Origin of the sequence: Brevundimonas sp. LM2, from assembly GCF_002002865.1 — a bacterium.
Classification (GTDB): domain Bacteria; phylum Pseudomonadota; class Alphaproteobacteria; order Caulobacterales; family Caulobacteraceae; genus Brevundimonas.
Window position 1 is genome coordinate 2,489,622 of record NZ_CP019508.1, and the last position, 13,347, is coordinate 2,502,968.

12 protein-coding genes are annotated in these 13,347 nt (G+C 68.9%); 5 read left to right on the forward strand and 7 right to left on the reverse strand.

The genetic code is table 11. The features are described 5' to 3' along the window. Nucleotides 1-12 precede the first annotated feature (12 nt). Together BZG35_RS12310 and guaB are read right to left on the reverse strand one after the other, a co-directional pair. Entirely contained in the window at nucleotides 13-429 is a 417-nt protein-coding gene (locus BZG35_RS12310) for an MAPEG family protein (protein WP_077355918.1), read from the reverse strand. A gap of 4 nt (nucleotides 430-433) precedes the next feature. Beyond that, the gene (gene guaB, locus BZG35_RS12315) at nucleotides 434-1,891 is read right to left on the reverse strand and encodes an IMP dehydrogenase (RefSeq protein ID WP_077355919.1); all 1,458 of its coding nucleotides are present in this window, start codon (nucleotides 1,889-1,891) and stop codon (nucleotides 434-436) included. 138 nt (nucleotides 1,892-2,029) lie between these two features. Here guaB and BZG35_RS12320 point away from each other — a divergent pair, with 138 nt between their 5' ends. After that, nucleotides 2,030-2,566 carry a DUF2061 domain-containing protein gene (locus BZG35_RS12320; protein ID WP_077355920.1) on the forward strand — a complete coding sequence of 179 codons (537 nt, stop codon included), beginning with the start codon at nucleotides 2,030-2,032 and terminating at the stop codon, nucleotides 2,564-2,566. Here BZG35_RS12320 and BZG35_RS12325 read toward each other — a convergent pair whose 3' ends face one another. Next, nucleotides 2,567-3,622 (reverse strand): DUF2332 domain-containing protein, encoded by a 1,056-nt coding sequence (locus BZG35_RS12325; protein ID WP_077355921.1) that lies wholly within the window; start codon nucleotides 3,620-3,622, stop codon nucleotides 2,567-2,569. Nucleotides 3,623-3,633: 11 nt separating this feature from the next. Beyond that, complete coding sequence (locus BZG35_RS12330; protein WP_077355922.1) at nucleotides 3,634-4,374, reverse strand: RlmE family RNA methyltransferase; 741 nt, start codon at nucleotides 4,372-4,374, stop codon at nucleotides 3,634-3,636. A 72-nt stretch (nucleotides 4,375-4,446) separates the two neighbouring features. Between BZG35_RS12330 and BZG35_RS12335 the strand changes: the two genes are divergently transcribed. Continuing rightward, nucleotides 4,447-4,896 (forward strand): peptidylprolyl isomerase, encoded by a 450-nt coding sequence (locus BZG35_RS12335; RefSeq protein WP_077355923.1) that lies wholly within the window; start codon nucleotides 4,447-4,449, stop codon nucleotides 4,894-4,896. A 180-nt stretch (nucleotides 4,897-5,076) separates the two neighbouring features. On the opposite strand, the gene BZG35_RS12340 is transcribed toward BZG35_RS12335, so the two are convergent. From BZG35_RS12340 to BZG35_RS12350, 3 genes are all read right to left on the reverse strand, one after another. Beyond that, nucleotides 5,077-5,604: a hypothetical protein gene (locus tag BZG35_RS12340; protein ID WP_077355924.1), complete on the reverse strand. Its 528-nt coding sequence runs from the start codon at nucleotides 5,602-5,604 to the stop codon at nucleotides 5,077-5,079. Nucleotides 5,605-5,710: 106 nt separating this feature from the next. Beyond that, nucleotides 5,711-6,301 (reverse strand): isoprenylcysteine carboxylmethyltransferase family protein, encoded by a 591-nt coding sequence (locus tag BZG35_RS12345; RefSeq protein WP_077355925.1) that lies wholly within the window; start codon nucleotides 6,299-6,301, stop codon nucleotides 5,711-5,713. A gap of 86 nt (nucleotides 6,302-6,387) precedes the next feature. After that, complete coding sequence (locus BZG35_RS12350) at nucleotides 6,388-7,341, reverse strand: M20/M25/M40 family metallo-hydrolase (RefSeq protein ID WP_077355926.1); 954 nt, start codon at nucleotides 7,339-7,341, stop codon at nucleotides 6,388-6,390. Nucleotides 7,342-7,456: 115 nt separating this feature from the next. Between BZG35_RS12350 and ligA the strand changes: the two genes are divergently transcribed. The 3 genes from ligA to BZG35_RS12365 all read left to right on the forward strand — a co-directional run bounded on the left by ligA (nucleotide 7,457) and on the right by BZG35_RS12365 (nucleotide 13,281). Beyond that, nucleotides 7,457-9,775 (forward strand): NAD-dependent DNA ligase LigA, encoded by a 2,319-nt coding sequence (gene ligA / locus BZG35_RS12355; protein ID WP_077355927.1) that lies wholly within the window; start codon nucleotides 7,457-7,459, stop codon nucleotides 9,773-9,775. Nucleotides 9,776-9,839: 64 nt separating this feature from the next. Next, nucleotides 9,840-10,265 carry a DUF2147 domain-containing protein gene (locus tag BZG35_RS12360; RefSeq protein ID WP_077355928.1) on the forward strand — a complete coding sequence of 142 codons (426 nt, stop codon included), beginning with the start codon at nucleotides 9,840-9,842 and terminating at the stop codon, nucleotides 10,263-10,265. Between the two features lie 250 nt (nucleotides 10,266-10,515). Further along, complete coding sequence (locus tag BZG35_RS12365) at nucleotides 10,516-13,281, forward strand: TonB-dependent receptor (protein ID WP_077355929.1); 2,766 nt, start codon at nucleotides 10,516-10,518, stop codon at nucleotides 13,279-13,281. Nucleotides 13,282-13,347 lie beyond the last annotated feature (66 nt).

The window sequence follows — 13,347 nt, forward strand, 5'->3', positions numbered from 1 at the left end:
AGTTCAGGTTGTTCAGGTGAAAAGAGCGGCGAAGACGGCGACCAGACCGCCCATGGCGATCAGCCAGACGAAGGAGCGCACGAACGGCACCCCGAAGGCGTACAGCGGAATATAGACCAGTCGCGCCCAGAAGAAGGCCTGAGTGCCCCAGAAGGTCAGGGGCCCGTCCTCGCCGGTCACATGGGCGATCAGCACCGCCCCGATGAACAGCGGCAGGGTCTCCCACATGTTCGCCTGGGCCCGCTCCAGCCGCTGGGTGACGATCCCCGGCCGGGCCGGCACGCCGTCGCGGGGTCCGGCGTTCCAGTCGATGCCGTTGGCCATCGTCCGGCCGGCGGCGGGCAGGAACAGCAGGACGAAGGCCAGCACCAGGGTCGCGGCCAGCATGGTCAGCTCGGGCGTGGTGACCAGGACCCAGGCGTCGCTCATGGTCCTACCCCTGCCTGTAGTTGGGGGCCTCGCGCGTGATCATCACGTCGTGGACATGGCTTTCGCGCAAGCCCGCGCCGGTGATGCGCACGAAGCGCGCCCGGTCCTGGAAGTCGGCGATGGTGGCGGCCCCGACATAGCCCATGGCGGCGCGCAGGCCCCCGACCATCTGGTGCAGCACCGGAGCGATCGGCCCCTTGTAGGGGGTCTGGCCCTCGATGCCTTCGGGGACCAGTTTCTGACTGTCCTCGACTTCCTTCTGGAAATAGCGGTCGGCGCTGCCGGCCCCCATGGCCCCGACCGAGCCCATGCCCCGGTACGACTTGTAGCTGCGCCCCTGGTACAGGAAGACCTCGCCCGGGCTTTCGTCGGTGCCGGCGAACATCGACCCCATCATGGCGACCGAGGCCCCGGCCGCGATGGCCTTGGCCAGGTCGCCCGAATATTTGATCCCGCCATCGGCGATGACCGGGGCGCCAGAGTCCTTGGCCGCGCGCACGGCCTCCATGATGGCGGTCAGCTGGGGCACGCCGACGCCCGCCACGATGCGGGTGGTGCAGATGCTGCCCGGGCCGATCCCGACCTTGACCGCATCGGCTCCCGCATCGATCAGGGCGCGGGCCCCGTCATAGGTGGCGACGTTGCCGGCGATGATCTGGACCCGGTTATTCTCGCGCTTGATGCGTTCGACGGCCCGGCTGACCTGCACCGAGTGGCCGTGGGCGGTGTCGATCACCACCACGTCGACCCCGGCCTCGGCCAGGGCCATCGAGCGCTCATAGCCCGCGTCGCCGACGGTCGAGGCGGCCCCGACCAGCAGCCGGCCCTGCTCGTCCTTGGCGGCGTGGGGATGGGCCTGGGCCTTCTCGATGTCCTTCATCGTGATCAGGCCGGTGGCGCGATAGGCCTCGTCCACCACGATGACGCGTTCGATCTTGCGGGTCCGCAGCAGCGAGCGCGCCTCGTCGCGGCCCGCGCCTTCACGCACCGTGACCAGGTTCTCGGTGGTCATCAGCTCGGCCGCCTTGCGGCTGGGGTCGGTGTCGAAGCGGATGTCGCGGTTGGTCAGGATGCCGACCAGACGGCCGCTGTCGTCGACCACCGGGAAGCCCGAGATCTTGCGCCGCGCCACGATCTCGCGGACCTCGCCCAGGGTGGTGTCGGGGCGGATCGTCACCGGGTTGATGACCATGCCGCTTTCGAACCGCTTCACCTCGCGGACCTGATCGGCCTGTTCCTGCACCGTCATGTTGCGGTGAAGCACGCCCAGACCGCCGGCCTGGGCCATGGCAATGGCCAGCCGGCTCTCGGTGACCGTGTCCATGGCAGACGAGGTCAGGGGAATGTTCAGTCGGATGTCGCGCGTCAGACGGGTCGAGACGTCCGCTTCCGCGGGCATGATCTCGGACGGGCCGGGTTCGAGCAAAACATCGTCGAAGGTGAGCCCTTCGCGAATCTCCATGGGAGTCTCCGTTTTGCGGGCCGCCTATCCTCTCTCGCGGCTGCGAAGTCAACCGTCGCGCATCCAAACGCCATCTCGCGCGTAAGTCTTTTCAGCCGGACTTGAAACTTTCAGCCGAAGCTAACATTTAGGGTCACGATGGTCGTCACGATTGCCAGATCCGTCCGGAGCCTCGCGCTCAAGATCGCCAGCTACGGCGTGATGCATCTGGTCGTGGCGATGCTGGTGGCCTTCGCCATCACCCGCGACTGGCGCATGGCCCTGGCCATCGGCGCGATCGAGCCCTTCTTCCAGACCATCGCCTATTCGGTCCACGACCGCATCTGGCACCGGATCGAGCACCGCCGCATCCGCAGCGGGATGGAGGAGGCCAGCGAGGCCGTCACGGCCCGCCTGGACGTGATGAACGCCGAGGAACAGGCCCGGGCCCACGGCCACCACGGCCACAGCCACGCCCTGCCCTCGCTGAAGAAGATCGCGGTCAAGACCGTGACCTACGGCCTGATGCATTTCGTCGTGGCGGTGTCGGTGGCCTTCGCCATCACCCAGGACATCCGCGTCGCCCTGACGGTGGGTGTCATCGAGCCTCTGGTGCAGATGGTCTTCTTCGCCATCCACGACCGGCTGTGGACGCAGCGCGAGGCCCGGCGCTCGGCCGCGACCCAGCCGGCCTGATCAAAGCCAGTCCAACCACGTTCCATGCGGGTGGCCGTGCGCCAGAGCCCGCTCCTCCCCGCCGGGCCAGAGGGTCAGACGCAGCACCGGCTGTCGTTCGAACCCGGACGCCTCCGCCTCGTAGCGCAGCCAGGCCAGGGGACCGGCGCGATGGGCACCGCCCCCCGCCTGTTCGATCCGGGCCCGGACCCGCGCCTGGGTGGCGGACGGGAAATACTGAAAGGCGATCGTATGGATGACGACCCGGCAGACACCGGGCTCGGGGTCTAAGGACAGGGTGCGCTCCAGCCATTCAGCGGCATCCCCCGTCTCGATGCGCATGTCGTTCGCCGCGGCGATGGCCAGGGCCGCCTCCAGACGGGCCAAGCGCTCGCCCTGGTCCGCCCAGACATAGGCGCTCAGGGTGGCATGCGTTTCCAGGTCCGAGGGATCGAGCGGCCGGCGATCCACCCCCGCGCGCCGGATCACCGAGACCTCGGCCCCGGGTGGCGAGGTCCCGCGCCATTCCGGCCTCAGCTGGACCGGAGAGGCCGGATCGCCGGCCTGGGTGGTGCCCAGCCGATAGCCGTACCGGTCCGGCTGGGTGTTCAGCCCGGCGCTGGCCCCCAGTTCATACAGGGCGAACGGCAGTCCAAAGCGGTCCGCCAGCACCAGCAGCCCCGCCATCAGGGCATTGCAGCGGCCGACCTCATTGGTCTGCGGCGGACCGTTCAGCCAAGGATCGATACGCGCGGCCTGGTCCTTGAGAGATCGGCTCACCACCGCCCACAGACGGTCATCAGCGGACGGCGCGACCTGGGGCGGATAGACGGCGCTCAACGCGGGGTCGAGGCCTGATCGCGCCAGGGCGTGCAGCCCCCCCGCCAGGCGCAGCGGCAGGGCATCGCCCTCGTGCGAAGGATTGCCCGGCCAGTCCAGCAGACGCCGCCCGATCGGGCCGGATCGATCCACCCGCGCGCCGATCAGGCCGCAGACCCGACCGGTGAACGGGGCGCCCGACGCGGTGCAGATCGCCGCCTGTTTGGCGAAGGCGGCCCGGACCTCGGCTTCGCGCATCCCCCGTCACCTCATCGCTTGTTCAGCGCCACCAGATAGACCTCCGACGAGCCCTTCCGGCTGGCGGCGGGCTTGACGTATTTGACCTCCTCGAAGGCGGCGCGGAGCTCGGCCAGGACGCGGCCGGCGTCGCCGCCCTGGAAATTCTTGGTCACGAAATGCCCGCCGGGCCTTAGCGTGCGGATGGCGAAGTCCGAGGCGATCTCGATCAGGGCGATGATCTTCAGGTGGTCGGTCTGGCGGTGGCCGACGGTGTTGTGCGCCATGTCCGACAGCACCAGGTCCGGGGCCCCGCCGAGCAGGTCCAGCAGCTGCTGATCGACGCCGGGGTCGGTGAAGTCGGCCTGGACCAGGATCGATCCGGGGATGGGCTCGATCGGCAGCAGGTCGACGCCGACCACCGCCTGCGCCCCGCGATTGACGCAGACCTGGACCCAGCCGCCCGGCGCGGCCCCCAGGTCGATAACCCGCGAGCCCTTCTTGACCAGGTGGAACCGGTCGTCGATCTCGCTGAACTTGAAGGCGGCCCGGCTACGCCAGCCCTCGGCGCGGGCGCGTTCGGACCAGGGATCGGCCAGCTGGCGCTTGATCCACTGGATCGAGGACATCGACTTCTTGTCGGCGGTCTTGATCTGGGTGCCCATGCCCCGGCCCTGGGCCGTGCCCCCGGTCGGGGGCTTGACCATGCGCCGGCGTTCCGGCTCTGCGGGAGCGAATGCGGGCGAGATCGGGGGCTTTTCATCGTCGGTCATCGCCCCCACATAGCGCCCACGGCCCTCAGGGGCTATGACCCCCGTCCCTTCCCCCACCCCTTGGAGCGCCCGATGGCCGACCAGACCCTGACCCTCACCCTCGAAACCGGCGACGTCGTCATCAAGCTGCGCCCCGACCTGGCCCCCGGCCACGTGGCCCGCATCACCGAACTGGCCGGCGAAGGCTTCTACGACGGCGTGGTCTTCCACCGCGTGATCCCGGGCTTCATGGCCCAGGGCGGCGACCCCACCGGCACCGGCACCTCGGGCTCCAAGAAGCCGAACCTGAAGGCCGAGTTCTCGAAAGAGCCCCACGTGCGCGGCGTCTGCTCGATGGCCCGCACCAACCAACCGGACACGGCCAACAGCCAGTTCTTCATCTGCTTCGACGACGCCGGCTTCCTGGACGGCCAGTACACCGTCTGGGGCGAGGTGATCGAGGGCATGGACCACGTCGACGCCCTGCCCAAGGGCGAGCCGCCCCGCAACCCGGGCAAGATCGTCAAGGCGACGGTCAACTAAAGGCGAAGCCCTTCCCCCGTGCTTCACGGGGGAAAGCCGTCCGTCTTCGAGCGCAGCGAGAACAGGACGGATGGGGGAACTGATCTTCCGTCTGCAAAGACCAGACTTCCCCCATCGGCCCTGGCTGGCTGCGCCAGCGCCGGGCCGCTTTCCCCCGCAAGCGCGGGGGAAGGTCTTTCTCTAATCCCCGCCGGACCAGGCCAACATCACCCCGCTGAAGGTGCGGCCGTCGATCGTGACGGCGGCCGTCAGGGCCGGTGCCTCCCCCTCCCCCAGGTTGCGCCGCGCATTCGCCAGCGCGCCCTGATCCAGCCGTCCGTCGAGGCGGATGCGGGCACCGCCCCGGCTGGTGCCGGTCATGCGGATGCGGTCGTCGCTGATCGCATAGCTGTCGGGCAGAACCCGTTCGATCTCCCCGCCCACCCGAAAATCCATCATGACCGGGGCGAAAGTCGCGCTGCGTCGGTCGGCCTCCCAGGCCTGGAACTCCGGCTCCTGCCCCACGAACAGATTCACCAGCTGAAAGTCCGCGGGGCCGATGCGCTCCCCGGGGACGTAATATCCCGAAAGGTCGCCGGTCTGGCTGTGGGTGAAGGCCGCGTCGCGCGCAGCCGGCGCATCGGCACCCTCCCGCGGCGCGCCGGCAGGCGGGCGATCGCAGCCCGCGAGCGTCAGAGCGGCCGCGCTTATCCAGATCAGATGCCGCATGCATTCCCCCCGCTTACCGGTCCGACAGGATCATGCCCGGCCGGGGCCGTCCAGCGACACGCGAATGTCAGGGCAGGTGGATCCAGACCGGAAGCCAACCCACGGCCTAGGCCCAGTCGATGCTCTCGAAGATCGGCACCGCCAGCAGGAACACCAGCCCGTCGCGCAGGGTGACGAGGAAGAACTGCGGCTTGACCGTCAACTCGGCCTCGTCGCGCCATTTGGACAGGTCCGGGCCGCAGCGGGGCGTGCGCGCCGTATAGGCCGTATAGGTCGGCCCGAACTCGGCGGTCAGCCAGGCCTCCTCCCGCTGGATGGTGAAATGGAACACCGCCACGGCGATCAGCACGAACAGCAGGCCCATGGTCACGCTGCCGGTTTGCGCCCCGACCCCGAACGCCCCGAAATAGCTGAAGACGTACAGGGGGTTTCGACTGATCGAATACGGCCCCATCGCCACCACCTCGGCCTTCTTGCGCCCCCCGATGTAGAGCGAGCACCAGGCGCGTCCGACGATGCTGATGATGATGGCGCCCAGGCCGAACGATTCAACGCCTTCCGAGAAAGGCTGTTTGATCCAGGGCGAGGCCGAGACGAAGGCCAGGGCCACCGCCACCAGCAGGGCCAGGCCCAGGGCCCATTTGCGGATCTTCTGGATTCGTTGAAGATCGAACGCGTTCGTCGTCGTCGCGGTCATGGCTCGTCGCCCTCGTGAGAGGGGACGAGAGCGCTTAACCGACGCTCCGTGCAAGGCCTATGTTTGCGACTGAAAATCGCCCGCGATCAGCGGTCCAGCGACCGATCCAGCGACCGGAACGCCGACGCCGCCAGTTCGGTCGCGCTGATGAAGACCGCCGGCGTGATCCGCTCGAAATCGTCGGACGGCCGGTGATAGTCGGGGTGGTAGTCCACGCCCAGATACAGGAAGGGCACGCCCGCGCGGAAGAAGGGGCCCTGGTCCGACGCCTCGACCCAGTTGTTCTCGCCCGTGTCCTGCGGCGTGTCCTTGCCGAAGGCCAGGGACACCGCCCCATTGGCCGGGATGGGCTCCAGCATCGGGCGCAGCGTCGGGTTCTGGTAGGTGCCGGTGACCCACAGCTTGCCGTCGGTCTCGGCCCGGGCGGTCATGTCGAAGTTCAGGTTCAGGGCGATGGACGACAGCGGCACCGGCGGGGCCTGGACGAAATGCTTGGCCCCCAGCAGGCCGTGCTCCTCGCCGTCGAAGGCCACGAAGATGACGCTGTGCTCGGGCGGGGCGGCCTTCAGCCGCGTGGCGATCTCCAGCATCGTCGCCACGCCCGAGGCGTTGTCGTCGGCCCCGTTGTAGATCTGGCCCTCGCTGATGCCGACGTGGTCGTAGTGGGCGGTGACGACGATGTAGCGGTCCGGCACCCGGGTGCCCTCGACCAGGCCCAGGATGTTGATGCCGTTGTAGGTCTTGGGCCCCTGGCGCGTGCGGCCCTCCAGCGTCCAGGGCTGCAGCCGGCCGACCGGCGGGGCGGCGATGCCCAGCGCCTCCAGCCGAGACACGATATAGGCCCGCGCCCGCTCGCCCCCGGCGGCGCCGGTGTCGCGCCCCTCCATGTCGTCCGCCGACAGGATGCGGACATCGGCCAACAGTTGATCATGGCTCACAGCCGCGACCGGCGTCTGCGGCGCCGCGTTCTCGACCGTTTCACAACTCGCCAGCGTCAGGGCGACGGCGGTCAGAATGAGGGCGCGGGATAGGCGGATCATGCGGGCGGCTCCGGTGGGTCCGGATCGGCATAGACGGACGGTCGTCCGGCGTCAGATTAACTTCCTGTCATCAGCACGGGCTGGCGACCGGGGCCGGCGATGCTAAACCGGCCCCATGGCCGTTCTCCCCGTCGACACCCTGACCGAAGCCCAAGCCGAGGCCGAACTGGCGCGCCTGGCCGCCGAGATGGCCGCCCACGACGCCGCCTATGCCGAGGCCGCGCCGACGGTCTCCGACGCCGACTACGACGCGTTGAAGGTCCGCAACCTGGCCATCGAGACGCGCTTCCCGGCGCTGGTCCGCCCGGACTCCCCGTCGCTGAAGGTCGGGGCCCCGGTCTCGGCCCAGTTCACGGAGGTGCGGCACGGCGTGCCGATGCTGTCGCTGGACAATGCCTTTCACGAGACGGATGTCAGCGATTTCGTGACCCGCATCCGCCGCTTCCTGGCCCTGCCCGCCGACGAACCGGTCGCCTTCACCGCCGAACCCAAGATCGACGGTCTGTCTGCCAACCTGCGCTATGAAAACGGCATTCTGGTCCAGGGCGCGACGCGGGGCGACGGACGGGCGGGCGAGGACATCACCGCCAATCTGAAGACCCTCGCCGACATCCCGCACCGGCTGAAGGGCACCGGCTGGCCCGCCCGGATCGAGGTGCGCGGCGAGGTCTATGCCCCCAACGACGCCTTCGCCACCTTCAACGCCAAGGCCGAGGCGGAAGGCCGCCGTACCTATGCCAATCCGCGCAATTTCGCCGCCGGGTCGCTGCGCCAGATCGATCCGACCGTGACGGCGGGCCGCCCCTTGCGCTTCTTCGCCTATGCCTGGGGCGAGACGTCGGAAGCTTTCGCCGAGACGCAGGCAGACGCCTTGAAAGCGTTCGAACGCTGGGGCTTTCCGGTCAATCCGCGCTCGACCCGCGTCGAGGGGGCCGAGGCCCTGATCGAACTGTATCGCGGGCTGGAGACCGACCGCGCCGGCCTTGGCTATGACATCGACGGCGTGGTCTACAAGGTCGACCGGCTGGACTGGCAGACCCGCCTCGGCTTCGTCTCGCGCAGCCCGCGCTGGGCCATCGCCCACAAATTCCCGGCCCAGCAGGCGACCACGGTGCTGGAGGGCATCGACATCCAGGTCGGCCGCACCGGCTCCCTCACTCCTGTGGCCCGGCTGCATCCGGTCACGGTCGGCGGCGTGGTCGTGCGCAACGCCACCCTGCACAACGAGGACGAGATCGCCCGCAAGGACGTCCGCATCGGCGACACCGTGGTGCTGCAGCGGGCCGGCGACGTCATCCCCCAGATCGTCTCCGTGGTGCTGGACAAGCGCCCCGCCGACGCCCTGCCTTACGTCTTCCCCACCCACTGCCCGGTCTGCGGCTCCGAGGCGGTGCGCGAGGGCGACGACGTGCGGCGGCGCTGCACCGGGGGGCTGATCTGCAGCGCCCAGCTGATCGAGCGGCTGAAGCATTTCGTCTCGCGCCGCGCCTTCGACATCGAGGGGCTGGGCGAGAAACAGCTGACCGCCTTCCACGAGTGGGGCTGGATCCACGAGCCGGCCGACATCTTCCGTCTGGCCCGGGACACCGAAAAGCTGGACGCCCTGCGCGCCGAGGACGGCTATGGCGAGACCAGCGTGCGCAACCTGGTCGCGGGCATCGACGCGCGCCGGGTCATCAGCCTGGAGCGGCTGATCTTCGGTCTGGGCATCCGCGACATCGGCGACCAGACCTCCCTGCTGCTGGCCCGCCATTTCGGCGATTGGTCCAGCTTCCACAACGCGGCCATGGAAGCGGCGTCGGGCATTCCCTCACCCGAATGGACCCGCCTGGCAGAGGGTCAGGGCGTCTCGCCCCGCACCCTGTCGGTCATGGCGGCCGCCGCCCTGTCGCCCGCCGATCCCTGGCCCGAGGCCCCGATCGATCAGAAGCTGGCGCTCGCCTTCCCCGGCATCGCCGCCCCCGCCCGCCGCGCCCTGGTGCCGCTGGCGACCGACTGGGCCGGCATCATCGAACTGGCCCGCGTCGCGCGCGAGGACGGACCGTCGATGACCCTGGGCGAGATCGCGGGGATCAGCGGGGTCGGCCCCGTCGCCGCCCGCGCCATCGCCGACTTCTTCCACGAACCGCACAACCAGACGGTCGTCGCCGCCCTGCTGGCCGAACTGACCACGGTCCAGGACGCCGAGCGGCCCAAGTCCGACACCGCCGTCACCGGCAAGACCGTGGTCTTCACCGGGGCCCTGGAGCGGTTCACCCGCGACGAGGCCAAGGCCCGGGCCGAGAGCCTGGGGGCCAAGGTGTCCGGCTCGGTGTCGAAGAAGACCGACTATCTGGTCGCCGGCCCCGGGGCCGGGTCCAAGCTGGCCGAGGCCGAAAAACATGGCGTCGCCGTCCTGACCGAGGACGACTGGCTGGCTCTCATCGGCGGATGACCGATGCCACGAAAAGCGCCCGATCGGCGTTCAACCTGACGATACTGTCCCTGGAGTACCCCTCATGATCCGTCGCCTCGCCTTCGCCGCCCTCGCGGTCACCGCCCTCGCCGCCCCCGCCATGGCCCAGACCGCCGACCCGACCGGCCTGTGGCAGACCCCTACCAACGGCGGCCAGGTCCGCATCGCCCGATGCGGCCAGGCCCTGTGCGGCACCCTGGTGACCTCGAACAACATCCGGACGAACCCGGGCCTGCTGGACGAGAACAACTCCAATCGCGCCCTGCGCACCCGCACCATCCGCAACGTCCAGCTGCTCAGCGGTTTCACCGGCGGGCCGAGCGAATGGCGCGGCGGTCAGGTCTATAATCCCGAGGACGGCCGCACCTATCGCGGGACCATCACCCTGACCGACGCCAACACCCTCAGGCTGCGCGGCTGCGTCGTGGCCCCCCTGTGCCGCAACCAGACCTGGACCCGCGTGCGCTGAACCCTGTCCAACTCACCGCGCTGACCTGACCGGTCAGCGCGGACCGCCGGCACGGATCCTGTCGCGGGGCGTGCCGGCACCCGCAGGCCCCTGTCGCAGGAAAGCCGCGCTTTGAAACCACCCGCGTCAGACCGGCCCAAAAACGGCGATTTCACGCGGCGTTCAAATACCCATCACGGGTGCGACATCCCGTCCTCCTAATCCCCTGCCAGGCCGGGGGGACCGGCTCTGTAGGGATACGGGGACCATCATGAAATCGAACACAGCCACCGGCGCGAGTTTCGCGCGGGCGCTTCTCGGCGCGACCTCGGGCCTGGCGCTCGCCGGCTTCGCCTTTGCGGCCCAGGCCCAGCAGCGGACGACGGCGGACGCGGCCCAGGTCGACGACGTCGTGGTGACCGGCGATCGCGTCGTGGATACGATCGTCGAGGAGCGGCTGGACCCGGGGGTGATCGACATCGTCCCGACCGGCGACATCGCCCTGAACAGCCAGACCAATATCGCCGACCTGGCCCGGCGCCTGCCCGGCGTCTCCGTCAGCTTCGACATGGGGCGCAACCAGACCGCCACGGGCGAGGCGCAGTACGCCACCATCCGCGGCTTCGACACGGCCTATAACGCCTACACCCTGGACGGCCTGCGCCTGCCCCAGACCTCGGGCGGGCGCTCGATCTCGCTGAACCTGTTCTCGCCGTTTGCCGTCGCCGGCATCAATCTGGACAAGACCCCGGGGGCCACCAAGGACGCCGACGCCATCGCCGGCGTGATCGACCTGGCCACCCCGAGCGCCTTCGACTTCACCGGTCCCCTGACCCGGGTCCGCAGCCTCGGCCAGTTCGCCGAATTGGCTCATGACCGCGATCAGGACGCGTTCGGCGGCGCGATCGGCGCCGACCTGGCCCGCCGCTTCGGCGACCAGAACCAGTTCGGCTTCTATGGCGCCGCCTATTTCGAGCAGCGCGACAGCGCGGCCGAGTCCGTCGCCGTGCAGAGCGACTACCGCACCAGCCGCGCCAACGTCGGCACCGCCCGCGCCAATGGGGACAATCTCTCGGGCGTGGGTCTGCAGTGGAATTTCTTCAACTCGCGGATCGAGCGTTACGGCGTGACCACGGCGCTGGACTACCGGACGGCGGCGATGGAGTTGTTCGCGCGCATCAACTACGCCGTCTACAACAACACCAACAATATGAACCAGTCGGGGCTGCGCAACGAGCTGACCAGCTCGATCGCCGGCGTCACGCCGGTGGTGGTGCAGACCAATCCGAACCCTGGTGGCGGAGCCTACAACGCCGCCGGCGACTACACGCCCTACGGCATCAACCCGGCCAACTATTTCCGCACCGAGGACGTCGAGCAGGAGCTGTTCTCGGCCCAGATCGGCGGCAAGTATCGGTTCGGCGACCTGACCGCCTCGCTGGAAGCGGCCTATGCCGACGGCCGCTTCGATTCTCCACGTCGCATCGAGGCGGCGTGGCGGGCGATCTCCTATATCGGCACGCCCGGAAATACGGGCGCGGCCCGTGAAGGTCTTGTGCTGGATCTGTCCGACCCGCGTGCCCCGCGGCCGGTCCTCTCGGCCGGAGCCACCGCCTATGCCCTGGACCTGAACAACCAGCCCCAGCGCTATATCGTCGAGGGCTATGAGTACCTGTCAGAGGCCAAGTCGACCGTGAAGGGCGATCTGACTTGGGTCGGCACGGACCTGGTCACCAGCGCCGCCGTGGGGGGTCTCCATGAGGACTCGACCCGCGACGGCAGCCTGCTGCGGGGCGACGACCGGACCTTCAGCTTCCGCACGCCGACCCAGGGCGGCAGCCTGTACAACGGCGCGGTGGTGGTCGGACCCACCTATGCCCAGGTGCCCGGCACGCGCCTGAACCAGTTCATGGGCACCTCCATCGCCCGCCCGATGATCTTGGTCGACCGCGACTTCATCGAGGCCCAGATCGCCCAGTACGTCGCCCCCCAGACCCCCTCGGCCGCCGCGGTCAACCGCAACCTCACCGACGGTCAGGAAAGCCGGTCGGCGGCCTATGCGACCGCGACGCTGAAGCTCGGAGCGCTCGAGGTCATCCCGGGACTGCGGTACGAGCAGAACCATTTCGAGGCCCGCTTCTACCTTAACGACGCCGACGGAGCCCGCTTCATCTCGGCCGACCGGGACTACGACCATCTGGACCCGACCCTGCTCGCGGTCTGGCGGCCCAGCGAAACTCTGGTCGTGCGTGGCGCGGCGCGGTCCAGCTACACCCGGCCGTCGTTCGACCAGCTGGCCGGTCCGACCAGCATCAGCCGCGACCCGGGCACCAGTGAGATCATCGCCATCTCCCAGCCCAATCCGGACCTCGCACCGGTCGAGTCCTGGAACTACGATCTGGGTCTCGAATACTACGGCCGGGACGGCACGGTCTTCCAGGCGGCGGTCTATCGCAAGGACCTGGAGAACCTGCTGGTCACCAGCACCACCCGTCAGCAGACCGTCGGCGGCATCGTCTACAGCCGGCCGGAGAACGGCCTGACCGGCAGCGCGACGGGGATCGAGATCTCGGGGCGCTACAGCCTGGCCTCGCGGCTGGACGGTGGCTGGCTGTCGGGCTTCGGCATCGGCGGCAACGTCACGCTCCAGGAGACCGAGGCCGACTACCGCGTCGGGACCACGACCCGCACCGGCGCCCTGCCCCAGGCCCCGGACCTGATCTACAACGCCGAGCTGTTCTACGATCTGGGTCGGCTGCGCGCCAACCTATGGTACAACTTCACCGACAAGCGTCTGGCCGCCATCCAGGACAGCCAGCCCGACATCTATGTTCAGCCGCTCAGCCAACTGAACCTCGGCGTCGCCTATGCGCTGACGCCGGTCATGGAGATGGGGTTCTCGGTGCGGAACCTGCTGGACGCCGAGACCTATTGGACCACGGTCGGGGAGTCCAAGACCTACATCTCCAACGACCGGAACGGCGGCTATCTCGAGACCGGTCGGGTGTTCCAGGTCAGCCTGACCGCGACGTTCTGATCCCACGCGCCGGTGCCTCTCCATCGCGAGCCAGATCGCGATGGAGAGGAGTCCGCGTCCGCCAGC

Coding starts and splice junctions, on each gene's coding strand:
- BZG35_RS12310 (WP_077355918.1), bottom strand. CDS start 429: ATGAGCGACGCCTGGGTCCTGGTCACCACGCCCGAGCTGACCATGCTG.
- guaB (WP_077355919.1), bottom strand. CDS start 1,891: ATGGAGATTCGCGAAGGGCTCACCTTCGACGATGTTTTGCTCGAACCC.
- BZG35_RS12320 (WP_077355920.1), top strand. CDS start 2,030: ATGGTCGTCACGATTGCCAGATCCGTCCGGAGCCTCGCGCTCAAGATC.
- BZG35_RS12325 (WP_077355921.1), bottom strand. CDS start 3,622: ATGCGCGAAGCCGAGGTCCGGGCCGCCTTCGCCAAACAGGCGGCGATC.
- BZG35_RS12330 (WP_077355922.1), bottom strand. CDS start 4,374: ATGACCGACGATGAAAAGCCCCCGATCTCGCCCGCATTCGCTCCCGCA.
- BZG35_RS12335 (WP_077355923.1), top strand. CDS start 4,447: ATGGCCGACCAGACCCTGACCCTCACCCTCGAAACCGGCGACGTCGTC.
- BZG35_RS12340 (WP_077355924.1), bottom strand. CDS start 5,604: ATGCGGCATCTGATCTGGATAAGCGCGGCCGCTCTGACGCTCGCGGGC.
- BZG35_RS12345 (WP_077355925.1), bottom strand. CDS start 6,301: ATGACCGCGACGACGACGAACGCGTTCGATCTTCAACGAATCCAGAAG.
- BZG35_RS12350 (WP_077355926.1), bottom strand. CDS start 7,341: ATGATCCGCCTATCCCGCGCCCTCATTCTGACCGCCGTCGCCCTGACG.
- ligA (WP_077355927.1), top strand. CDS start 7,457: ATGGCCGTTCTCCCCGTCGACACCCTGACCGAAGCCCAAGCCGAGGCC.
- BZG35_RS12360 (WP_077355928.1), top strand. CDS start 9,840: ATGATCCGTCGCCTCGCCTTCGCCGCCCTCGCGGTCACCGCCCTCGCC.
- BZG35_RS12365 (WP_077355929.1), top strand. CDS start 10,516: ATGAAATCGAACACAGCCACCGGCGCGAGTTTCGCGCGGGCGCTTCTC.